This is a genomic window from Kitasatospora sp. NPDC051914 (genome assembly GCF_040680995.1).
Taxonomy (GTDB): Bacteria; Actinomycetota; Actinomycetes; order Streptomycetales; family Streptomycetaceae; genus Kitasatospora.
Genome location: NZ_JBFAXX010000078.1, coordinates 1 through 20844, shown reverse-complemented (window position 1 = coordinate 20844; position 20844 = coordinate 1). Strand labels below are relative to the sequence as shown.

The window sequence follows — 20844 nt, the reverse complement described above, 5'->3', positions numbered from 1 at the left end:
GAGAAATCGGGCCGAGGCCGAGCAACCTTGCGCCCTAACTTGCTGGTCATGGCTGACCTGATCCCCCGAGCCGTCCTGGACGCGCGCTCCGCCGACGGCCTCGACCGCGACCAGCTGCACGGCCTCAAGTGCTGGCGCGGCACCGACTGCACCGGCCCCCTGCACCCGGCCGGGCACGCCTTCACCACGCCGTCCGAGCCCGGCGCCCCGCTCGGCTGGGCCGTCGTCGCCTGCGAGCGGCACCGGGAGGCGGCGTGACCGTCTCACCGACCGGCCTCACCCGACCCGACCTCTCGCACGTCCCGGACGACGTCTGGCCGCCGCACCGGGAGACCACCGGAGTGGTCGTCCGGTTCGACCTCAAGCTCGGCGGCCGGTACGTCACCGCCGAGTGCCAGCTCGGCGCGCACCACGCCTGCCCCGGCGGCCTGCGGACGCAGACTCAGCAGCCGATGCCGGAGTACCGGTGTCGGTGCGTCGCCGAGGGCTGCGCATGCCGGCCGCGGCCAGCGGCCGAGCAGCGCGGCTAGGGTATGGGCGAGGCCCCGCCGATCTGCCTTCGGCGGGGCCTCGCTGTGCTGTCAGGAGCGGCTGTCAGGGCTGTCTGACGCCGCGCCTACCTAGGGGTTCGGGTGTCAGGACGGCCTGACTGTCAGGCAGTGTCAGGCCATCGCGGGGGCGGGCACGATGCGCCACCGGCCGGGCTTGCCGGTGGGCTCCAGCCGGCCGGACAGGGCCGCCTCCTTGAGCCGCTCGGACACCCACGGGCGCGAGTAGCCGTTGGCCTCGCACCAGTCCATGAAGTCTTTCGGGCCGACGACCATGCGGCCCTGGTGCTCGAACTCGGCGAGGGCCTCGCCGAACAGGTACCGAGCCTCCTCCGGGGTCGGCTTGTGGCCGCCGTCCGGGGCGAACATCGGGCTGTCGTCCGCCTCGGCGAGCTCGGCCTCGACGTTGAGGTGCTCGTCCTCGGGGTCGACGCGGGAGTCGGCCATCTCGTCCTCGTCCTGGTCGGCCGGGCCGAGGGCGGCCCGGGTGGTCTGCCGGGCCGCGGCCCGCTCGGTGTAGGCCCGGCCGACCGCGCCGCCGGCCGCCGCGGCCGTGACCGGGTCGACGGCCGCCCGGACGCCGGCGAACGCCCGCACCGCGTGTTCCAGCACCACGGGGTCGCACCGGAAGGTGCGGCCGGGCGTGGCCCACAGCGGTTCGGCGACCCCGGCGGACACCAGGTAGCAGTACCCAGGCCGCTTGTTGCCCCACGCCCCGGGGTTCGCGCCGGCGTCGAGGACGTCGGACGGCAAGGCGAAGGAGGCATCCCGCTCGTCCACGCCGAAGCACAGCGCGGCCGGCAGGGAGGCGCGGGTGTCGGTGCTGATCTGATACCCGGACGCGCGCTGCATCGACACGACGAGGGTGATGCCCGCGGACCGGGCCTCCTGCGCGATGCCGGTGAACGCATCCTCGTCGACCGCCCGCAGGGTGTTGGCGGCCTCCTCGAACCACGCCACCAGGTAGGGCATGCCGGGGCTGCCGTCGGGCTGCACCTCGGCGGCCTCCGGGCACCAGGACCGGTACCCGCGGGAGCCGAGCCACTGCTGACGGGCGGGGATCGCCGCCTTGATCGCCTCGATCATGACCTCGGCGCCCGCACCGTCCTGCACCACCCAGTCGCAGCCGCCGAACGCCTCGCCGAGGTCCTGGCCGCGCTTGGGGTCCGACAGCCACACGATGACGTCCCGCCGGGTGAGGATCTCGGCGAGGACGTCGAGGGCGCCCTCGGTCTTCCCGGCGCCGGTCACGCCCATGATGAGCAGGTGCACGGCCTGCGGCAGGGTCAGTTGCAGCCGGTCCCCGTTGTCGTACGTGCCGATCACCAGCGGGTCGGCGACGGACCCGCCGGGCATCGATGCGCCCGGGTACCAGGTGATCTCCTTGAGCATGTCGACCGGCACCACGGTGAGGGTGCCGCGCCGGGCCGAGTCCGGGTCCGGGCTGTACCGGACCGCGGTGGTCGGCACGTCGAGGCCGGACGCGAGCCGCGGCAGCGCCTTCGTGACGTCATCGTGCGTCGCCTCGCCGGCCGGGAGCGAGATCGGCACGGTCAGCCGGTTCGGCTCGACCTTCGCCGCGCCGAGCTTGGCCTTGGCCAGGCCGACCTTTGCCAGCAGTCCGCTGTCGGACGACTCCTCGGGGCCGCCGCCGTCGGGGTTGCGGCGCATCACCTGCCGCAGGTTCCACGACAGGGCGCCCACCACCCCGCCCATCACGTACAGGTCCGGCAGCGGCCCCGCGGCGGGCCCGGCGAGGGCGGCCGCGGTCACCCAGGACGAGGCGGCCGCCACCGTGACCGCGGAGTGCAGCCGGCGGGCGGCGTCCGTCCGGCGGCCCGCCCACCAGGCGGCGCCGGTGAGGGCGACGGACGACAGGGTGAGGCCGACGCCACCGGCCACGGACCCGTCCCACATCAGGTTCCCGCCGACGCCGGCGATGCCGACCGCGGCCGCGCCGACCCACGGCGGGCTGTAGGGCTTGGCGCGGTGCCAGAGGTAGGCGCGCAGGCCCGCGCCGCTGGACCCGCCGTTGAGCTGCTCGTCGTGCCGGTCGTCCCGGCTCTTGTTCTCGCTCATCTCTCGTCCCTCCCTGTTACTGGTTCGTCCAGTTGATCCGCTGTCCGCCGGCGCTCGGCCGCGCCCGGTGCCGGACCCGGCCGAGCTCCTCCTGGTACTCCTGCTGGAACGCCGAGTAGGCGCCGGCCGCGTTGGTCGCGGCGTCCTTGAGCGCCTCGGCGGCCTTGTGGAGCTTGCGGGCGACCCGGCGGGCCCGCAGCTTCGAGCCGAACGGCCGGCCCTCAGGGTCCGGCACGTTGGCCAGGACGGCGGACAGGATCTCGGCGGCCATGGCGACCTCGAAGTGCAGGCCCACGCCGAGGCTGCGCAGGCTGTTGCAGTAGTTCCGCACGTCCGCCGGGGACAGGAACTCGGGCACCGGCAGCTGGCCGCCGCCCTGCCCGGCCGGGGCGGCCGCCGGCGCGGCGCCGCCCTGCGGCGGGACGGTCTTGTTGACGTTGATGTTGAACCCGGGGGCGAACGTCGCGCCGCCCCCGAAGCCGTTGCGGGTGTGGCCGTTGGCGCCGTCGGCCTTCGGCGGGGTCGTGGCGTGGTCCATGGTGTGTGCCTCCTCGGCGGCCGGGGCTGTCCCGGCTCCCCACCCCCGCCCGGCGACCGGGCGGGGACGAGCAGCCGTCAGCGGGCGGCGGTCAGGTCTGGTTGGTGACGGCGAGGCGGCGGGCGATCTCGGCGCGCCGCTCGTCGGCGGTCATCGCGCCGCGCACACCGTGCTGGTCGAACGGCTTGCGGGCGAGCTCCTCGTCGAGGCACGCCTGTCGCATCGGGCAACGGGCACAGAGCCTCTTGGCGACCGCCTCGCGGGCGGCGACGCGGTCCTTCGACTCGTCGTCGCTGCCGTAGAAGAGGAACCACGAGTAGCCGCGGCAGGCGGGCTGGGGCTGGGCTGCGGTCTGGGTCGTTCTGCGCGCCATGCTGGTGTCCTCTCTGGTGCGGGCCGGGCTGTCCCGGCTCCCCACCCCCGCCCGGCGGCCGGGCGGGGACGGGCAGCTGTCAGCCGCGCCGCATGTCGCGGATGATCCAGCGGACGACCAGGGCCGTGACCGCGATGGCGAGGGCGGCCAGGCCGACCGCGAGCAGGGCGGCGGTCACCGCGAGCAGGGTCGGGATCAGCACCGCGGCGGCGCCGGCGCCGACCGCGATGTACCCGCCGATCGGCCGAGCAGGTACGGGCGCGGGGGCCTGCGGGTACACCGGGTACGGCGCCGGGTACATCGGCGGCTGCGGCAGGTACAGCGCCGGGCTGTGGTCGTGCCCGCAGGTGCAGGCGTGCTGGCCGCTCATGCCGGCACCCCCTGCTCGACGTCCCAGCGCAGCGCGTCCTGCACCCGCTGTGCGCGGGTCTGGCCCACGCCGAGTACAGTCCGGATCTCCCTGATCGGGGGCACCTTGCCGTCGCCGAGGCGGTCTCGGAACGCCGCCCGGCCGCGGGCAATGAGCTCGGCCTCGGTGTCGTCCGTACCCGGCTGCGGCTCGTCCTCGGGCACGTACTCGGCGTGCACCTCGGTGCGGGTACGGGGCTGCTCGGCGGCGAGCACCGGGCGGGGCCGTGCAGGCTCCTCGACCACGGCCGGCGCCCACTGCGGCAGCGGCAGGAAGTCGAGGTGTACCCGCTCTGCCTCGGCCGGCTGCGGGGCGGGTACGGGCTCCGGGTACACCGAGCCCTCGACGACATCGAGCAGGTCGGGTGCGGGCTGCTCGACCGCCGGCGGGACCTCCGCCGCGGGCGACTGCTCGGTCTCGGCGACCCGGTGGGCGAGGACGTGCACCCGCCACAGGACGAGCGGTGCGATCGACGACACCGCGGCGATCAGCGGCCATCCGGCCTCGACGACGTCGGCGGCGACCAGGTGCGAGGCCGCGTTCGTCGCCATCATGCCGAGCACCGCGGGCAACACCTCACGGCCCGCCCGCAACGCACGCAGCACGTACGTGTCGAGCGCCAACGGCAGCCCGGCCGCGACGACCGGGTGAAAGCCACACACGATGCCGAGCGTCCACTCACCGTGCGCGGAGACCGCGACAGCGGCAAGCATCGACAGCCAGGACAGGAAGTCCATGCGCTTCACCGGCCGACCTCCCGCGCCTCGACGGCGGCCAGCTGGCGCGCGAGGTCACGCAGACGGCCGGCGTACACCGCCAGCTCCGCGGCGAGCATCCGCAGCCCAGCCGAGTCGAACGGGTAAGGGCCGTCGCCGAGATCCATCGTGGCCACCGTGCGCCGCTCGGCCTCGGCCAGCGCGTAGGGGTGCTGAGTGAGGGCCACGTGCAGCAGGTCGATCGGCCAGCCCTCGAACTGCACCCTGAGCGCGGACTCAGGGCCGTCGTGGCAGAGGTCGGCGAGCGCCTTGCCGTTCTCGTGCTCGCCCGCGCACCACTCCGGTTCGCGGACCGTCACGGTCGTACCGTCGATGAGTCGCACAGCGGCAGTGCGCCGGCGAGTAAGGTCGTGCGTCACGGTCGGACTCCCTGTCAGATAGGGGCCCGGCTGAGGCGCCGTCCGGTGGTCAGAGACCGGGCGGCGCCGTCGTCTCTCCAGTACACATTCAGTACATGTGAGAGCGAGACGAGCCGGGATAACTCGGGATAACGCAGGATTGCGTTTCCCCAGGTCAACCGGCCTTTCGAGCTGTTTCCGCTGGTCAGCTGAGAGCATCGAACACACGCGGCCTGCGTTCGCCACGCGGGTGCGGTACCACACAGCTTCACCGGAAGTGCCGACGCAAAGGCGCTTCCGCCACTGCCCGTCCGGTCCCCACCGGGCGGGCAGTTCGCATTGGTGCGCCCGGTGCCGGGCGTACGGCCCGCGCCAGGGCCCGTCCGGTGCGCCCGTCGGGGGTGGATCATGGAATTGCTCGGGCGTGTCCGGCCCGGTGCGGCGCAGGTCGGTGGCACCGTCGACGCATGAGCCAGGTCGACGCGAACGAGCTGATCGCGCGCATCCGCAAGGCCAGGGCGTGGGCCGACCACCAGGCCGAGGAGTGTCGCCGGGCCGTGGCGACCGGCGCCCCGGACTCCGAGAACCGGGCCGCCCAGAGCGTGGCCTACTCCGCCGTCTCCGCCGTCCTCGGGAAGATCCTCGACCCGGATCCGTACTAGAGGTTGTCGTCACTAGAGGTTGTCGTCACGAGGCGCCCGGACACCACTGCGGGTAGCCCGACGTAATGTTCCGCTCACATTCTGCAACCGGGCGCTCCACCGGTATGGTTCGGTGCTACCACTTCGCCGGACGGTCATCTGGGGGCTCCGATGTCGACACCACCGCCGCCACCGCACCCCGGGCACCCCCGGGCCGCCGCGGCTCCGGCGTACGGACCCGGGCCCTACGCACTCGGGGGCGGCCACGGGCCGGACCGCGCCACCCCGATCGGCACGGGTCGTGTCGGTGCAGGCCTTGCCGGTCCGGGCCTCGTGGGCCCGGCTCCGGTCACCGGTGCGGCTCCCCTCGGTCCGGCACCGGGCGGGCGCGGCGTGCGGCGCGGGCTGCTGTGGGGCGTGGGCGGTGTGCTGGTGGCATCGGCGGTGTGGGCGGCGGCCGTGCTCACCGTGCCGAAGCTGGTGGCGACCGGGCACCCGGCGCCGGGGGTCGGCCCGTACCGGACGGTCGTCGACCTCTGCACCTCGGCGAAGCTGAGCAGCTTCGGGCAGCTCTACCCGTCGCAGTACGGCAAGCCGTACCACTACGCGACCAAGCACCCGTCACTCGACGACATGTACTGCAGCCAGTACCTGAAGAAGACCGGCGCGGACACCGAGTACGTCTCGCTCTACCTGGAGGCGCAGCTCCACAAGGCCGTCGACCCGGAGCCCGAGTTCGAGGCGCAGCGGGCCGGCCTGCAGCAGCGGAAGTACCAGATCACCTCGGTGCCCGACCTGGGGCAGGACGCCTACATCGGCTACCTGGACGACCCCAGCAGCTCGGACTCCAGCTGGCACTACATCACCCATGTGATCTATGTGCGGGACCGCGGCCTGACGTACTACCTGAGCTGGTCGGGGTCGTTCCAGGAGGGCAAGACGGCGGCGCCCGACCGGGAGCAGATCCGGCAGGCGCTGGTGGTCGACAGCAGGTCGGTGCTCCGGACGCTGGGCGGCTGAGTCGCCGGCGGCCCAGGAGGTCCGTCAGTACGCGCGGGAACCGGAGCGGGCGGCACGGGCGACGGCCACGACCGCGCGCTCGAGGGCGTAGGCGGGGTCGTCGGAGCCGCCCTTGACCGCTGCGTCCGCCTCGGCGACGGCGGTCAGGGCGGCGGCCACGCCGTCGCCCGTCCAGCCGCGCATCTGCTGGCGCACCCGCTCGACCTTCCACGGCGGCATGCCGAGCTCGCGGGCGAGGTCGGCGGGCCGCATCGAACGGCCCGCGGTGGCCAGCCGGCCGATGCTCCGGACGCCGGAAGCCAGCGCGTAGGTGATACCGGTGGGCGGCTGACCGACCGCCAGTGCCCAGCGCAGCCGCTCCAGCGCCTCGGCGGCGCGGCCTGTCACCGCCAGGTCGGCGACCTCGAAGCCGGTGGCCTCGGCGCGACCGCTGTAGTAGCGGGCGACCGCGGCCTCGTCGATGGTGCCCTCGATGTCCGCGGTGAGCTGGCTGCAGGCGGCGGCCAGCTCGCGCAGGTCGCTGCCGAGCGCGTCGAGCAGCGCCTGGCAGGCCTCCGGCCCGGCGGAGCGGCCCAACCGCCGGAACTCGTTGCGGACGAAGGCCAGCTTGTCGCCGCTCTTGGTGAGCTTGGCGCACTGCACCTCGCGGGCGCCCGCCTTCTTCGCGGCGTCGAGCAGGCCCTTGCCCTTGGCGCCTCCCGCGTGCACGAGGATCATGATGACCTCCTCGACGGGCGCGTCCAGGTAGGCCTTCACCTCCTTGACCGAGTCGGCGGAGAGGTCCTGCGCGGCGCGGACGACGATCACCTTGCGCTCGGCGAAGAGCGAGGGCGTGGTCAGCTCGGCGAGGCTGCCCGGCTGCAGGGCGCCCGGCGCGAGGTCGCGGACGTCCGTGTCCGGATCGGCGGCCCTGGCGGCGGCGACCACCTCGGCCACCGCGCGGTCGAGCAGCAGCTCCTCCTGGCCGACCGCGAGGGTCAGCGGGGCGAGCAGGTCGTCGGGTGCACTCTTCCTGGCCATCGCGTACCAGGATCGCACGGTGCGGTGACACCCCCGGACCGGTTCGGCGCGTGCCCCCCGGACCGGTCGGCGCGGGGCCGGTTGCAGAATGGTGCGGTGACCGAGAACCACACCCGCCAACTGCTCGTCCTGCCCGACCGCGACGCCGCCGAGGAGGCCCGGGAGGATCTCGCCGGCCGCTGCCCGCAGCTCGACGACCCGGAGCTCGTCCGGGACGCGCTGGCAGGCGAGGACGATGCCGAGGACGCCCAGTGGCTGCTCGTCCTGGAGGCCCCCGAGGACGGGTGGACGGCGGAACTGCTGGCCGAGCTCGAGGCCGTGGCGAGCGCGCAGGACGGCTGGCGCGAACAGGACTGAGCCCGCGCACCACTTCCCCGGCCGCCCGGCCTCCCGGTTCCCCGGCCACCCGGGGACGGTGGACGGCCTGCCGGTGCCCGCGCGGCGCCCGGGTGGTCAAGGTGGTATCGGCAGACCCTGGTTGCCGGGCCGTCAGCACCCCATGATGGGGATCATGGACGTGGACCGCCGTGAGCTCGCCGACTTCCTCCGCCGCTCCCGCGAGCGCCTGAGTCCGCAGGACGTCGGGCTGCCGGCCGGTGTGCGCCGTCGCACGCCCGGGCTGCGGCGCGAGGAGGTGGTGCAGCTCGCCGGCATGTCCGCCGACTACTACATCCGGCTGGAGCAGGGACGCGGCCCGCAACCGTCCGTCCAGATCCTCTCCGCGCTCGCCCGGGCCCTGCGGCTGTCCGAGGACGAGCGGGACCACCTCCACCTGCTGGCCGGCCACCGCCCGCCGGCCGGCCGCCAGGCCGGGGAGCACATCCGGCCGGCCCTGCTGCACCTGCTGGACCAGCTGAAGGACACCCCCGCACAGATCGTCAGCGACCTCGGTGACCTGCTCGCCCAGAACGCCATGGCGACGGCGCTGTTCGGCAGCGTCTGCTCGATGCGGGAGGACGAACGCAACGTGGTCTGGCGCTGGTTCACCCACCCGGCGGCCCGCCAGGCCTACCCCGCCGAGGAGCGCGACCACTGGAGCCGGGTGCACGTCGCCGATCTGCGGGCCGCGGTGGCCCGGCGGTCGGGCGACCCGGCGGCCAAGGCGCTCGTCGCCCGGATCGCCACGGCGAGCGAGGAGTTCGCCCGGCTGTGGGAGCTGCACGAGGTGGCCGTGCGCCGCACCAGCCGGATGTGCGTGGAGCACCCGGTGACAGGGCCGGTCAGCCTGGACTGCGAGGCGCTGCTGACGCCGACGGAGGACCAGCGGCTGCTGCTGTTCACCCCGGCACCCGGCACCGCCGCGGTCGGCCGGCTGGAGCTGCTCCGGGTGATAGGCACGGAGCGCTTCGGCGACGGCGTCACCAGTGCCCCCGGACAGGACGGCGTGCAGTAGCGGGCAGCCGCTGGTGGCACGGCGTCGGCGGTCCGGACCGGTCCTGGTCATGGTGCGTCAGCTCCGGTGGGAGTGGGGGCGGGTGGCCACGCCCAGGTCGCGGTGGCCGCCGAGGACGGCGATGTCCCCGGCCCTGTCGGTGCGGAGCACGGTGGCGCCGAGGGCGGTCAGCCGGTCCACCGTCCGCGGGGCCGGGTGGCCGTACGGGTTGTCGGGGCCGCAGGAGATCAGCGCGAGCCGGGGGCGGAGCGCACCGGTGAGGTCCCAGTCCTGGTTGGCGGAGCCGTGGTGGGCCACCTTCAGGACGTCGACCGGGCCGGGCGGGCCGTCCCGGAGCAGTGCCGTCTGGGCGGGTGGTTCCAGGTCTCCGAGCAGGGCGAGCCGCAGCCGGTCGCCGGGCGGGCCGACGGTGGCCAGCAGGGCGATGCTGGCGTTGTTGGCGCCGGGCGTCTCCGGGCCGAGGGTGTCGCCGGGCCAGAGCACCTCCCAGGCGAGGTCGGGCCCCGCGGTGCGGTGCTCGCCGCGCCGGGCCTGGACGACCGGAACGCCGGCGGCCGCCGCCCACCGAAGGACGCGGACCTGCTCGCCCGGCGGCGACCCGAGCAGCGTCACCTGGATCGCGGCGACACTCCGCCCGCGCAGGACTCCGGGCAGCCCCTCGACATGGTCGGCGTGGAAGTGGCTGAGGATCAGGATCGGAATTCTGGTGATGCCCAGCGCGCCCAGGCAGGCGTCGGCCGCGGCCGGGTCGGGACCGGTGTCCACGACCACGGCGGTGTCGGCGGAGACCGGGAGGACCGCCATGTCGCCCTGGCCGACGTCACACAGGGCCAGCCGCCAGCCGGGCGGCGGCCAGCCGGTGGCGATCCGGGTGATGCCGGGCGGCCGCAGCAGCACGGCGGCGAGGACGAGGACGACCACCGCCGCGAGGGCCGCCCTGGCCCGGCGCGGTGCGGCCCGTCGGGCTGCCAGCAGCGGAGGCAGGGCCCAGCACAGGGCCAGCGTGGTTGCCGCCAGCAGAACGGCACCGCCCGCCCCGCCGGGCCAGTCGAGCAGGGCACCGGGCAGGGCCGCACCGTGCCGGGCCACCGCCGCCAGCCAGCCGGTCGGCACGGCCGCCAGGTCGGCCCACAGCCGCGCTGCGCCGGGGGCCAGGGGCGCCGTCAGCAGTGCCGCGAAGCCGAGCAGGGTGGCCGGGGCGACGGCCGCCTCGGCGAGCAGGTTGCAGGGGACGGCGACCAGGCTGATCCGAGGGGCGAGCAGGATCGTCACCGGTGCGCAGCACGCCTGGGCGGCCGCGGTGGCGGCGACGGCGGTGGCCAGCGGCGACGGCCAGCCCCGGCTGCGCAGCGCATCGGCCCAGCGCGGGGCGAGGGTGAGCAGCCCCGCGGTGGCGAGGGTGGACAACAGGAAGCCGTACGAGCGAGCCAGGTAGGGGTCGAGGAGGACGAGGACCAGGACGGCGCCGGAGAGCGCGGGGACGCCCTGGCGGGGGCGGCCGGTGGCGAGGGCCAGCAGGCCGAGCAGGCCGGTGGCGGCGGCCCTCAGCACGCTGGGCTCGGGGCGGCAGACGGTGACGAAGACCAGGGTGAGCCCGGTGCCGGCGAGTGCGGTCGTCCGGACGGACAGGCCCAGCAGGCCGGCCAGGCCGCCGCGGCCGCCCTCGCCGGGGCGGCGGGGTGCGCCGAGCAGCACGGCCAGCAGGACGGCCAGGTTGGCGCCGCTGACCGCGGTCAGGTGGCCGAGGTCGGTGGCGCGGAACGCCTCCCGGAGGTCGTCGGGCAGCCGCGAGGTGTCGCCGACGACCAGGCCCGGGAGGAGGCCGCGGCTGTCGGCGGGCAGGTGGTCGGCGGCGGCCCGCAGCCCTGCACGCAGGTGGGCCGCGACCCGCTGCGAACCGCCGGGCCCGGCCAGCACCCGCGGCGGGCCGTGGACGGTGAGCCGGGCGGCGGCGTCGTGGTCGCGGTCGCCGGGAGCGGCGGGCCGGACCTCGGCGGCGACCCTGGTCGAGGGCACGAGTCCGCGCCAGGCGGCGATGGACTGCGCCCGGACGACGACGGTGACCGGGGTGTGGACCGCAACGGCGGGCCGGTCGGGATCGGCCGGGAAGCGGACGCGGTCCACGACGGCGTCGAAGGTCAGCACGGCCTGGCCGGGCACGGTGCCGTGCACCCGGCCGGTGCGGGCGATCGGGTCGCCGGAGACGGTGAGTTCGACGGACAGCTCCACGGGCGCGGGCGTGGGCACCGCACCGGGCGCGGTCGGGGCGGTCGACCCGGTCGGCGGGGCCGGCGAGGCGACCGGCCCCGGTGTGCCCGGCGCGGGCGGCGCCGGCGCGGACGGCGCCGGCGCGGACGGCACCCGTGCCGGATGTGCGGGCCGGACGAGTTCCGGGACGGGGCCGCGGTGGAGATCGGCCGTGTGCAGGACGGTGGTGAGCGCGGCCGCCGCGGCGGTGAGCAGGACGGCGGCTGCCAGCGGGGCGGCGCGGTGGCCGCCGGGCCGCCGCCGGAGCAGCGCCAGGGCTGCTCCGGCGGTGAGCACCGCTGCGACGGCGAGGAGGGGATGACGTCCGGGTGGAACGGCGAGGACGGCGGAGGTGACCGCCCAGGCCGTGAACGCGGGTACCAGCAGCCTCAGGTCGGCGGATCGCCCGGCGGGGCCGGGCCGCTCGGCGGTGCCGTGCGGACCGTCCCGCGGGGTGCGGGCCCGGTCGGACGGATCGCCCGGCGGGGCGAGGGTCGCTGCGATGGCGGCACCTCCCTTCTGCGATGGGTCGGAAGCGGCTGCTGTCAGAGCGTCAGCAGCCCCTTGATCTCGCCGAACTTGCGCTCCCCGATGCCGGGGACCTGCCGGAGCTGGTCGATCGAGCGGAAGGGGCCGTGCTGCTGGCGGTACAGCAGGATGCGCTGGGCGAGCGTCGGGCCCACCCCGGGCAGGGTGTCGAGCTGCTCGGCGGTGGCCCGGTTGAGGCTGATCGGCACGCTCTGCGTGCTGCCGGGGGCCGCTTGGCCGACTGGTGCGCCGACGAGGATCTGCTCGCCGTCGCTCAGCACCCTGGCCAGGTTGAGGGCGTCGGTGTCGGTGCCGGGGAGTGCGCCGCCGGCGGCCTGCAGGGCGTCGGCGACCCGGGAGCCGGTCGGCAGGGTGCGCAGGCCCGGGTGCTGCACCTTGCCCGCGACGTCCACCACCACCGTGGGCGCGGGTGCCCCCGGTGGCCCCGGCATGCCCGAGCCGCCCGGTGCGGCGGACGCCGGGTCGCCGGCGACGGCGGAGGCGCTGCCGCTGACGGTGGGCACCGCCACCGGCTCGGGGCGGCTCAGCCAGAAGTGCTGGACCGCGTACCCGACGGCGAGCAGGAGCAGTGCGGCCAGCCCGAGTGCAGCCCTGCGGTCGAGCACCAGCCCGGTCGGCAGGGAGAGCCCGAACCGCCGGGCCGCGGCGGAGCGCGGAGCGTCCGGGGGAACGCCACCGGGGTCGGCTGCGGCGAACGCCGCCGGGGCCTGCGGCGTTACGCCGGGCTGCGGGGCCGGCGGCTGCGGGCCGTCCCGTACGGCGCGGCGGCGGGGCGATCGGCCACTGTTCGACGGCCTGTCAGGGGCGGTCCCCCCGGGGCCGGCCGGCGGCGCGGCGCCCGCGGGGTCGGGCCCGGTCGGCCCGCCCGGCCCGGCCTGCGCGCGGCCGCCGGTCGGGGCCCTGCTGCTGCGGGGCGGCCCGCCGCGCAGGGCGGTGGTGAACAGGGCGGCCAGCCGCCGCCGTACGGTCTCGGTGGTCTCTCGGCGCCGTGCGGCGCCCCGGGTGGTGGTCCTCATGCGAGGAAGGTACGAACCGCTCCGCTCCCCGCCCACCGACCTCCGTCACCCTGTGGAAAACCCCGGGGTGTGGACAACTCGCCTACCCCGCACGGGTGAACCCATCGAAGATCGGGAACTCGACGGGACTCACCGAGAACAAGCACCGGCCGTCAGCGCGGCGAGACCACGACCGCCAGCAGCCCCGGTCCGACGTGCGCGCCGATGACGGCGCCGACCTCGCCCACGTAGAGGTTCCGCAGCCCGGGCACGCGCTCGCGCAGCCGTTCGGCGAGCGGTTCGGCGCGGTCCTCGGCGGCGAGGTGGTGCACGGCGATGTCGACCTCGTCGTCGCCGGCGCACTCCACCGCGATCTCCTCCAGCCGGGCGATCGCGCGGGAGGCGGTGCGCACCTTCTCCAGCGGTTCGATCCGGCCACCGGAGAGGTGGAGCAGCGGCTTGACCGCGAGGGCGGAGCCGAGCAGCGCCCGGGCGGCTCCGATCCGGCCGCCGCGGCGCAGGTGCTCCAGGGTGTCGACGTAGAAGAAGCCGCGGGTCAGCACGGATCGCCGGGCGGCCTCGGCGGCTGCCTCGGCGGGGCCGAGGCCGGCCTCGGCGGCCTGGGCCGCCGTCAGCACGCAGTGGCCGAGCGCCATGCCGACGAGGCGGCTGTCGACGACCTCGACCGGGATCTCCGCCTGGGCAGCGGCCAGTTTGGCGGCGTCGTAGGTGCCGGAGAGTTCCGAGGAGATGTGCACGGAGACGATGCCGGTGGCGCCGGCCTCGGCGGCGGCGCGGTAGGCGGCGGCGAAGGTCTCCGGGTTGGGCCTGGAGGTGGTGACCCTGCGCTTGGCGCGCAGGGCCTCGGCGACGTCCTTGGGCGAGATCTCGACACCCTCGGTGAGGACCTCGTCGCCGACGACGACGGAGAGCGGGACCACCTCGATCCGATGGCGGTCGACGGCGTCCTGGGGCAGGTAGGCCGTGGAATCGGTGACGAGGGCGAGGTGGCCGGGCATGTGCCGGAGGTTACTCCGGGACCGCCGCAGATGACAGCGTCGACGGCCCCGTTCCCGTGCCGGGCGCCCGGCGGGCGGACCGCCGCCGGGTCGTCCGCCGGCGTACGGGCCGCGCTACGGGCCGGCGGCCCGAGGTGCCGGCGGCGCGGTGCCGCGACAGGACGCCTACGCCCCACCGGTGTTCGCCCCGCCGGTGTTCGGCTTCCGCAGCCGGTCGGCGAGCCGGTTGAGCGGTTCGCCGAGGCCGAGCACGTCCTCGGCCCGCAGCCGGTTGCCGCCGGTGAGGCCCTTCGGCTGCTCGTCGGGCCGGGCGGCGCGGGCCGCCCGACCGGTGTCCGCGGCGCCGCCCGTGCCCGGGGTGGTGTCCTGGCCGTCCTCGCCACCGACGCGGTCCCAGTGACGCAGTGCGCCGGCCTCGTTCTCGCACTCGCGGCCGAGCCGGGCGAGGTCGTCGTCGGCGAAGCGGCGCATCCGGTCCTGGGCGGCCCAGCGCATGGTCTCGGCGGAGTGGGTGATCCGGCCGGCGCGCTCGCGCAGTTCGGGCAGCTTGGCGGCGAGCCGGGTGCTGTCGGGTTCGCGTTCCAGGATGCGCATCTCGCGGTCGAGTTCGGCGGCGTGCGCGTCGAGGCGGGCGAGCAGTTGGAGCGACTCGGCGAGCTGGCCGTCCTCGGCGAGCCCGGCCTCGAGCACCTGGCGGGTCGCGTCGAGGGAGGTGCGCAGCGACAGCCGGACGGCGGCGAGCTGCCCCTGGGAGCCGGGCTTGGTGAAGGTCTTGGCACGCAGGGCGGCGTTCTCCACCGTGCGGCGCGCGTGGGCCTCGTGCTTCTCGACCTTGGCAGCGACGGCCTTGGCGGCCTTGACCGTGCCGACGACGGCCATCACTCCCGCCACCACCAGGAACAGCATCACCAGGGCGATCACCACGCCGATCGCGTCCATCCCAACCCCACCTTCCGCAGGTGCCCACCGGCCCCGCTCGCCGGACGCGGCCCGCGCGGCCGCCCTGGAATCTCCACGGTAGCCGCCCGGGGCGCCTCTCCGGAGGCCGAGGCGGTGCTTCCGGCAGAGATCAGGGAGAGGTCAGGGGCCGCTCAGGGGCGTCCCCGGGAGCCGGGCCGCCGCGCCCGCGGCCCGGGAGGCCGTTGCCGTCGGGCTCCGCGGGACGGCACCGAGGACAGCAGTCGTCCTCGTCCGCTGCCAGACTGGCCGCATGCTGGAGACCTCCGCCCGCCTGCTGCGTCTGCTGTCCCTGCTCCAGGTCCGCCGCGACTGGCCGGGCGCGGATCTCGCCGGTCGGCTCGGCGTGGACGTCCGCACGGTTCGCCGTGACGTCGACAAGCTGCGCAACCTGGGCTACCCGGTGGAGTCCACGCCGGGTACGGCGGGCGGCTACCGGCTCGGTGCGGGGGCGGAGATGCCGCCGCTGCTGCTGGACGACGACGAGGCCGTCGCGGTGGCGGTCGGGCTGCGGACGGCCGCGGGCGGCACCGTCTCCGGCATCGAGGAGTCGTCGGTGCGGGCGCTGGCGAAGCTGCTCCAGGTGATGCCGTCCCGGCTGCGGCACCGGGTGGACGCGCTGGCCTCCGCGACGGTGGCGATGCCGGGGTACGGGCCGGTGGTGGATGCGCAGCTGCTGGCGGCGATCGCCGGTGCGTGCCGGGCGCACGAGCGGCTGCGCTTCGACTACCGGGCGCACGACGGCACGGCGAGCCGCCGGGACGCCGAACCGCACCGGCTGGTGCACAGCGGCACCCGCTGGTACCTGGTGGCCTGGGACACCGCCCGGGCGGACTGGCGGAACTTCCGGGTGGACCGGATCACGCTGCGCCCGCCGCACGGCCCGCGCTTCACGCCCAGGCAGCCCCCGGAGCAGGACGTGGGCCGCTGGGCGTCCTGGGAGGTCGCGGTCGGCCAGTACCGCCACCAGGCCCGTTGCACGGTCCGGGCGCCGGCCCACGAGGTCGTCACGAGGACCACGCCGACCTCGGCAGTGGTCGAGCCGATCGACGAGCTGACCTGCACCCTGCGCGCGGGCTCCGACTCGCTGGACGGGCTGGCACTCCACCTGGCGCTGCTGGGGTTCCCGTTCACCGTGCACGAGCCGCCGGAGCTGGTCGAGCACGTGGCCGCGCTCGCCGACCGGCTGCGCGGCGCAGCACCCACCACCGGCGGGCCGTGAGCCCGGCGCGGCGCAGCACCCGCCGCAGGCGGGCCGCACACCGTGGACCGGTGGGAACGCCCGGGCCGGGCGCCCCCGCGTGGGGAGCGCCCGGCCCGGGGCTGCGGTTCGGCGGTGTCAGCCGGTGACGATGTTCACCAGCTTCGGCGCCCGCGCGATGACCTTGCGCACCTGGGCGTCGCCCAGCGCGGCCACGACGGCCGGGTCGGCCAGCGCCAGGGCCTCCAGCTCGGCGTCGGAGATGGTCGGCGCGACCTCCAGGCGGGCCTTGACCTTGCCCTTGATCTGGACGACGCAGGTGACCGTCTCGTCCACCACGTAGGCCGGGTCGGCGACCGGGTAGTCGGCGAAGGCCAGCGACTCGCGGTGGCCCAGGCGCTGCCACAGCTCCTCGGCGATGTGCGGGGCCAGCGGGGCGACCATCAGGACGATCTGCTCGGCCACCGGGCGGGGCGTGGAGCCCCGCTTGACCAGGAAGTTGTTCAGCTCGATCGCCTTGGCGACGGCCGTGTTGAAGCGCAGGCCGGCCATGTCGCCCCGGATGCCGTCGATCGCCTTGTGCAGGGCGCGCAGGGTGGCCTCGTCCGGCTCCTCGTCCGTGACGACCAGCTCGCCGGTGGTCTCGGAGACGATGTTGCGCCACAGGCGCTGCAGGAAGCGGTACGAGCCGACGACGGCGCGGGTGTCCCACGGGCGGGAGACGTCCAGCGGGCCCATCGACATCTCGTACAGGCGCAGGGTGTCGGCGCCGTACTCGTCGGCGATCTCGTCGGGGGCGACGGCGTTCTTCAGGGACTTGCCCATCTTGCCGGCCTCGCGCTTGACCGCCTCGCCCTGCCAGAAGTACCCGCCGTCGCGGGCCTCGACCTCGGCGGCGGGCACCGGGAAGCCCCGCTCGTCGCGGTAGACGTCGGCGGTGATCATGCCCTGGTTGAACAGCTTGTGGAAGGGCTCGACCGAGGAGACGTGGCCCAGGTCGAACAGCACCTTGTGCCAGAAGCGCGCGTACAGCAGGTGCAGCACGGCGTGCTCGGCACCGCCGACGTACAGGTCGACGCCGCCGGCCGGCTTCTCGGCCGTCGGGCCCATCCAGTACGCCTCGTTGGCCGGGTCGACGATCTTGTCGGCGTCGGCCGGGTCGATGTAGCGCAGCTCGTACCAGCAGGAGCCCGCCCAGTTGGGCATGGTGTTGGTCTCGCGGCGGTACTTCTTCGGGCCGTCGCCCAGGTCCAGCTCGACCTCGACCCAGGCCTCGTTGCGGGACAGCGGGGTCTTCGGGGTGGAGGCGGAGTCGTCCGGGTCGTAGGTGTGCGGCGAGTAGTCGTCGACCTCGGGGACCTCGACCGGCAGCATCGACTCGGGCAGCGCGTGCATGGCGCCGTCCTCGTCGTAGACGATCGGGAAGGGCTCGCCCCAGTACCGCTGGCGGCTGAACAGCCAGTCGCGCAGACGGTAGTTGACGGTGCCCTCGCCGATGCCGCGGCCGGTCAGCCACCGGGTGACGGCGGCCTTGGCGTCGACGACGCTCAGACCGTCCAGCGACAGGTCGTCGTGGGCGGAGTTCACGATGACGGAGTCGTAGGTGTCGAAGGCGTCGTCCCAGGCGTGCGGGTCCTCGCCGCGGCCGTCGGTGGGCTCGACGACGCAGCGCATCGGCAGGCCGAAGGCGCGGGCGAAGGCGAAGTCGCGGTGGTCGTGCGCGGGGACGGCCATGATGGCGCCGGTGCCGTAGCCCATCAGCACGTAGTCGGCGATGAAGACCGGGACCTGCTCGCCGCTGACCGGGTTGGTGGCGTACGCGCCGGTGAAGACACCGGTCTTGATCTTGGCGTCGACCTGGCGCTCGACGTCGGTCTTGGCGGCGGCCTCGGCGCGGTAGGCCGCGACGGCCTCCGCCGGGGTGGCGGCGCCGCCCGTCCAGTCGGCGCGCAGGCCCTCGGGCCAGGCGGCCGGGACGATCGTGTCGACCAGGCCGTGCTCGGGGGCCAGCACCATGTAGGTGGCGCCGAACAGGGTGTCGGGGCGGGTGGTGAAGACGGTGATCGCCTCGCCGCCGGGCACGGCGAAGTCGACCCGGGCGCCCTCGGAGCGGCCGATCCAGTTGCGCTGCTGCAGCTTGATGGCCTCGGGCCAGTCCAGCAGGTCCAGGTCGGAGATCAGGCGGTCGGAGTAGGCGGTGATCCGCATCATCCACTGGCGCAGCTTCGACTTGAACACCGGGAAGTTGCCGCGCTCGGAGCGGCCGTCCGCGGTGACCTCCTCGTTGGCCAGCACGGTGCCCAGGCCCGGGCACCAGTTGACCGGCACCTCCTTGGCGTAGGCCAGCCGGTACTCGCCCAGCACCTCGTCCCGCTCGACGGCGGACAGCGCGGACCAGGCGCGGCCGCCCGGCACCTCGCGCTCGCCGGACTCGAACTGCGCGATCAGCTCGGCGATCGGGCGGGCCGTGCCGGCCGCCTCGTCGTACCAGGAGTTGAAGATCTGCAGGAAGATCCACTGCGTCCAGCGGTAGTAGTCCGGGTCGATCGTGGCGACGGAGCGCCGCGAGTCGTGGCCCAGGCCCAGCCGGCGCAGCTGGCGGCGCATGTTGGCGATGTTGTCCTCGGTGGACACCCGAGGGTGGGTGCCGGTCTGCACGGCGTACTGCTCGGCGGGCAGGCCGAAGGCGTCGTAGCCCAGGGTGTGCAGCACGTTGTGGCCGGTCATCCGCTGGTAGCGGGCGTACACGTCGGTGGCGATGTACCCCAGCGGGTGGCCGACGTGCAGACCGGCGCCGGAGGGGTACGGGAACATGTCCATGATGAAGCTGTGCGGCTTGGCGGAGACGTCGCCGGCCGCGCCGTCGGCCAGCGGGCCGACCGGGTTGGGGGCGTTGAACGTCCCCTCCTTCTCCCACAGGTCCTGCCAGCGGGACTCGATCTCGGCCGCCAGCGCGGCACCGTAGCGGAAGGGCTCGGAAGCGGCCTCGGCCGCGCCGGAAGCAGGGGTCGTCGTCTCGCTCATGGTCCTTCGGGCTCCGTCGTCTTCAGTCGGCGAACCAGCGGCACACACTCGGAACAGCACGTACTCGGAAAGCAAAAAACCCCTCGCAGGAGGGGTCGCCACGCCGACTCCGGCCTCGGGCCGGTCCTGGTCAGCGCGGCCGGCTAAGGAGCAGGCGCACGGTTCGCATGGGGTCAGGGTACCGCAACGGCCCGTACGCCCCGCCGCCGATTCCGCCCGGGGCGGCGTACGGGCGCCGGTACGGGTGCCGCCGGCCGGCCGTTCAGCCCGCGACGGGGGCGGCCTGCTCGCGCAGCGCCGCGTCGAAGTCGCGCAGGGCCCGGGCGACCCGGGCGGACTGCATGCCGGCGGCCAGCAGGCGCGCCTCGTCGGCGATCCGGGCGGCCTCCTCCCGCTCGCCGGTGCGGCGGTACGCCTCGGCGAGCCGCACCATCAGCAGGGCCCTGGCCCGGGCGCGGTCGGCGGGCAGCGCGGTGACCGCGTCGCCGAGCATCCGCTGGGCGCGCTCGTAGTCGCCGAGGAAGAGGTGCGCCTCCCCCACCATGCCGGCCAGGTCGGCGCGCTCGTGGGCGTGGCCGTCCTCGCCGTCAAGCACCCGGAAGGCGCGCTCGGCGACCGCCTCGGCGCTGATCTGCTCGCCCTTGCGGCCGTGCGCGCGGGCGATCCGGCCGAGCTGCAGGGCCCGCTCACGGGGGGTCAGCACCTCGTCGGCGGCGCGCAGCGCGGTGGACAGCATCGCCACCGCGTCCAGCCCGCGGCCGCCGGAGTTGTACGTGGCCTGCACGGCCAGGCAGCCGACCACGCCGACGCCCAGCCGCGGGTCGCCGGAGACGTGGGCGGCCCGGAGTGCGGCGACGAAGGCCCGCTGGGCGGCGGCGTCGTTGCCCATGTCGTAGCTGGCCCAGCCGACCAGCCGGGCGAGGCGGCCGGCCGCCCCGTACAGTTCGCGGCCGAGTTTCTCGTCGTAGGCGCCGAGTTCCAGCAGTTTGCCGACCATGGCGAGTTCGGCCTTGGCGAGGTCGAGGATCAGGCCGCCGCCGTAGGCGCGCTCCAGGCGCCGCTTGCTGTCGTAGCTCAGCCGCAGGTCGGCGAGCTGCTCGGGGGCGATGCGCAGGGCGCCGGCACCGCCGGTGACCTCGGGCGGCGGCGAGGCCCAGTGCCGGGCGGCCTGTTCGAGTTCGTCGCCGCGGAAGAGGTCGGTCAGCCGGACGGGGGCGGCGTCGGTACCGGCCTCGCGGAGCGCGGTCTGCGCGGTGTCGGCCGTCCACGGGTCGGTGAGCAGCCGCGGCGAGAGGATCTTGGCGCCGCGGCCGCTGCCCATGCGGCCCCACAGCTGCTCGTAGGTGACGGCGATGCCGACGGCGCGACCGAGCACCTCGCAGACGGTCTGGTCGTGCGGGGCGCGCGGCACCATGCCGCGGTCGCGCCACTTGTAGGGGGCGGTGGCGCTGATCGCCAGGCCGGCCGGGAGGACGGCGCTGACCTCGCGGGCGAGCCGTTCGGGGCTCCACCCGAGCTGGTGGAGTATCCGGGCGAGCTCTTCGTTCCGTTTGCGCACCAGGTCGGCCATGCCTCGACCGTAGCGGGCCGGGCGGGCCTGCGGGTGAAGACCGTACAACGGTGAAGGGCCGTCTCCCCGACGGGAGACGGCCCTTCACTTCCTGTGGAGCTATGGGGAATTGAACCCCAGACCTCTTGCATGCCATGCAAAGAGCAA

20 protein-coding genes are annotated in these 20844 nt (G+C 75.0%); 7 read left to right on the top strand and 13 right to left on the bottom strand.

Annotation, left to right across the window (positions count from 1 at the left end):
- Positions 1 to 48: 48 nt before the first annotated feature.
- Both AB0M03_RS34555 and AB0M03_RS34550 read left to right on the top strand, forming a co-directional pair.
- Positions 49 to 258, top strand: a complete 210-nt coding sequence (locus tag AB0M03_RS34555) for a hypothetical protein (protein WP_363499333.1) — start codon at positions 49 to 51, stop codon at positions 256 to 258.
- The gene (locus AB0M03_RS34550; protein WP_363499332.1) at positions 255 to 530 is read left to right on the top strand and encodes a hypothetical protein; all 276 of its coding nucleotides are present in this window, start codon (positions 255 to 257) and stop codon (positions 528 to 530) included. The genes AB0M03_RS34555 and AB0M03_RS34550 overlap by 4 nt, the downstream gene beginning before the upstream one ends.
- 132 nt (positions 531 to 662) lie before the next feature.
- Here AB0M03_RS34550 and traB read toward each other — a convergent pair whose 3' ends face one another.
- From traB to AB0M03_RS34520, 6 genes are all read right to left on the bottom strand, one after another.
- Positions 663 to 2627, bottom strand: a complete 1965-nt coding sequence (traB, locus tag AB0M03_RS34545; protein ID WP_363499330.1) for a plasmid transfer protein TraB — start codon at positions 2625 to 2627, stop codon at positions 663 to 665.
- A 16-nt stretch (positions 2628 to 2643) separates the two neighbouring features.
- Positions 2644 to 3165 (bottom strand): plasmid transfer protein TraA, encoded by a 522-nt coding sequence (gene traA, locus AB0M03_RS34540; RefSeq protein ID WP_363499328.1) that lies wholly within the window; start codon positions 3163 to 3165, stop codon positions 2644 to 2646.
- A gap of 91 nt (positions 3166 to 3256) precedes the next feature.
- Complete coding sequence (locus AB0M03_RS34535; protein WP_363499326.1) at positions 3257 to 3538, bottom strand: WhiB family transcriptional regulator; 282 nt, start codon at positions 3536 to 3538, stop codon at positions 3257 to 3259.
- A gap of 79 nt (positions 3539 to 3617) precedes the next feature.
- Entirely contained in the window at positions 3618 to 3908 is a 291-nt protein-coding gene (locus AB0M03_RS34530; RefSeq protein WP_363499324.1) for a hypothetical protein, read from the bottom strand.
- Entirely contained in the window at positions 3905 to 4693 is a 789-nt protein-coding gene (locus AB0M03_RS34525; protein WP_363499322.1) for a hypothetical protein, read from the bottom strand. Before AB0M03_RS34525 ends, AB0M03_RS34530 begins: the two co-directional genes overlap by 4 nt.
- Complete coding sequence (locus AB0M03_RS34520; RefSeq protein WP_363499320.1) at positions 4690 to 5046, bottom strand: hypothetical protein; 357 nt, start codon at positions 5044 to 5046, stop codon at positions 4690 to 4692. The genes AB0M03_RS34525 and AB0M03_RS34520 overlap by 4 nt, the downstream gene beginning before the upstream one ends.
- Before the next feature lie 482 nt (positions 5047 to 5528).
- Here AB0M03_RS34520 and AB0M03_RS34515 point away from each other — a divergent pair, with 482 nt between their 5' ends.
- Positions 5529 to 5723: a hypothetical protein gene (locus tag AB0M03_RS34515; protein WP_363499318.1), complete on the top strand. Its 195-nt coding sequence runs from the start codon at positions 5529 to 5531 to the stop codon at positions 5721 to 5723.
- 372 nt (positions 5724 to 6095) lie between these two features.
- On the top strand, positions 6096 to 6722 hold the full coding sequence (locus AB0M03_RS34510; protein ID WP_363499316.1) for a hypothetical protein: 627 nt from the start codon (positions 6096 to 6098) through the stop codon (positions 6720 to 6722).
- A gap of 24 nt (positions 6723 to 6746) precedes the next feature.
- On the opposite strand, the gene holA is transcribed toward AB0M03_RS34510, so the two are convergent.
- Positions 6747 to 7742 carry a DNA polymerase III subunit delta gene (gene holA, locus AB0M03_RS34505; protein ID WP_363499314.1) on the bottom strand — a complete coding sequence of 332 codons (996 nt, stop codon included), beginning with the start codon at positions 7740 to 7742 and terminating at the stop codon, positions 6747 to 6749.
- A 96-nt stretch (positions 7743 to 7838) separates the two neighbouring features.
- Here holA and AB0M03_RS34500 point away from each other — a divergent pair, with 96 nt between their 5' ends.
- The gene (locus AB0M03_RS34500) at positions 7839 to 8099 is read left to right on the top strand and encodes a hypothetical protein (protein WP_363499312.1); all 261 of its coding nucleotides are present in this window, start codon (positions 7839 to 7841) and stop codon (positions 8097 to 8099) included.
- Between the two features lie 154 nt (positions 8100 to 8253).
- Entirely contained in the window at positions 8254 to 9135 is an 882-nt protein-coding gene (locus AB0M03_RS34495) for a helix-turn-helix transcriptional regulator (RefSeq protein WP_363499310.1), read from the top strand.
- Positions 9136 to 9192: 57 nt separating this feature from the next.
- Here the strand turns inward: AB0M03_RS34495 and AB0M03_RS34490 are convergent, their stop codons facing one another.
- From AB0M03_RS34490 to AB0M03_RS34475, 4 genes are all read right to left on the bottom strand, one after another.
- The gene (locus tag AB0M03_RS34490; RefSeq protein WP_363499308.1) at positions 9193 to 11679 is read right to left on the bottom strand and encodes a ComEC/Rec2 family competence protein; all 2487 of its coding nucleotides are present in this window, start codon (positions 11677 to 11679) and stop codon (positions 9193 to 9195) included.
- A 248-nt stretch (positions 11680 to 11927) separates the two neighbouring features.
- Positions 11928 to 12947 (bottom strand): ComEA family DNA-binding protein, encoded by a 1020-nt coding sequence (locus AB0M03_RS34485; protein WP_363499306.1) that lies wholly within the window; start codon positions 12945 to 12947, stop codon positions 11928 to 11930.
- A gap of 152 nt (positions 12948 to 13099) precedes the next feature.
- Positions 13100 to 13945, bottom strand: coding sequence for a DegV family protein (locus tag AB0M03_RS34480; protein WP_363499304.1), 846 nt, complete (start codon positions 13943 to 13945; stop codon positions 13100 to 13102).
- Positions 13946 to 14110: 165 nt separating this feature from the next.
- On the bottom strand, positions 14111 to 14884 hold the full coding sequence (locus tag AB0M03_RS34475; protein ID WP_363499302.1) for a hypothetical protein: 774 nt from the start codon (positions 14882 to 14884) through the stop codon (positions 14111 to 14113).
- Positions 14885 to 15155: 271 nt separating this feature from the next.
- On the opposite strand from AB0M03_RS34475, the gene AB0M03_RS34470 reads away from it, so the two are divergent.
- Positions 15156 to 16124: a YafY family protein gene (locus AB0M03_RS34470; protein WP_363499300.1), complete on the top strand. Its 969-nt coding sequence runs from the start codon at positions 15156 to 15158 to the stop codon at positions 16122 to 16124.
- A 117-nt stretch (positions 16125 to 16241) separates the two neighbouring features.
- Here AB0M03_RS34470 and leuS read toward each other — a convergent pair whose 3' ends face one another.
- Both leuS and AB0M03_RS34460 read right to left on the bottom strand, forming a co-directional pair.
- Positions 16242 to 19127, bottom strand: a complete 2886-nt coding sequence (leuS, locus tag AB0M03_RS34465) for a leucine--tRNA ligase (RefSeq protein ID WP_363499298.1) — start codon at positions 19125 to 19127, stop codon at positions 16242 to 16244.
- Between the two features lie 262 nt (positions 19128 to 19389).
- Positions 19390 to 20697, bottom strand: a complete 1308-nt coding sequence (locus tag AB0M03_RS34460) for a hypothetical protein (RefSeq protein WP_363499296.1) — start codon at positions 20695 to 20697, stop codon at positions 19390 to 19392.
- Between the last annotated feature and the right edge of the window lie 147 nt (positions 20698 to 20844).

Coding starts and splice junctions, on each gene's coding strand:
- AB0M03_RS34555 (WP_363499333.1), top strand. CDS start 49: ATGGCTGACCTGATCCCCCGAGCCGTCCTGGACGCGCGCTCCGCCGAC.
- AB0M03_RS34475 (WP_363499302.1), bottom strand. CDS start 14,884: ATGGACGCGATCGGCGTGGTGATCGCCCTGGTGATGCTGTTCCTGGTG.
- AB0M03_RS34485 (WP_363499306.1), bottom strand. CDS start 12,947: ATGAGGACCACCACCCGGGGCGCCGCACGGCGCCGAGAGACCACCGAG.
- AB0M03_RS34530 (WP_363499324.1), bottom strand. CDS start 3,908: ATGAGCGGCCAGCACGCCTGCACCTGCGGGCACGACCACAGCCCGGCG.
- leuS (WP_363499298.1), bottom strand. CDS start 19,127: ATGAGCGAGACGACGACCCCTGCTTCCGGCGCGGCCGAGGCCGCTTCC.
- traB (WP_363499330.1), bottom strand. CDS start 2,627: ATGAGCGAGAACAAGAGCCGGGACGACCGGCACGACGAGCAGCTCAAC.
- AB0M03_RS34495 (WP_363499310.1), top strand. CDS start 8,254: ATGGACGTGGACCGCCGTGAGCTCGCCGACTTCCTCCGCCGCTCCCGC.
- AB0M03_RS34460 (WP_363499296.1), bottom strand. CDS start 20,697: ATGGCCGACCTGGTGCGCAAACGGAACGAAGAGCTCGCCCGGATACTC.
- holA (WP_363499314.1), bottom strand. CDS start 7,742: ATGGCCAGGAAGAGTGCACCCGACGACCTGCTCGCCCCGCTGACCCTC.
- AB0M03_RS34480 (WP_363499304.1), bottom strand. CDS start 13,945: ATGCCCGGCCACCTCGCCCTCGTCACCGATTCCACGGCCTACCTGCCC.
- AB0M03_RS34470 (WP_363499300.1), top strand. CDS start 15,156: ATGCTGGAGACCTCCGCCCGCCTGCTGCGTCTGCTGTCCCTGCTCCAG.
- AB0M03_RS34535 (WP_363499326.1), bottom strand. CDS start 3,538: ATGGCGCGCAGAACGACCCAGACCGCAGCCCAGCCCCAGCCCGCCTGC.
- AB0M03_RS34515 (WP_363499318.1), top strand. CDS start 5,529: ATGAGCCAGGTCGACGCGAACGAGCTGATCGCGCGCATCCGCAAGGCC.
- traA (WP_363499328.1), bottom strand. CDS start 3,165: ATGGACCACGCCACGACCCCGCCGAAGGCCGACGGCGCCAACGGCCAC.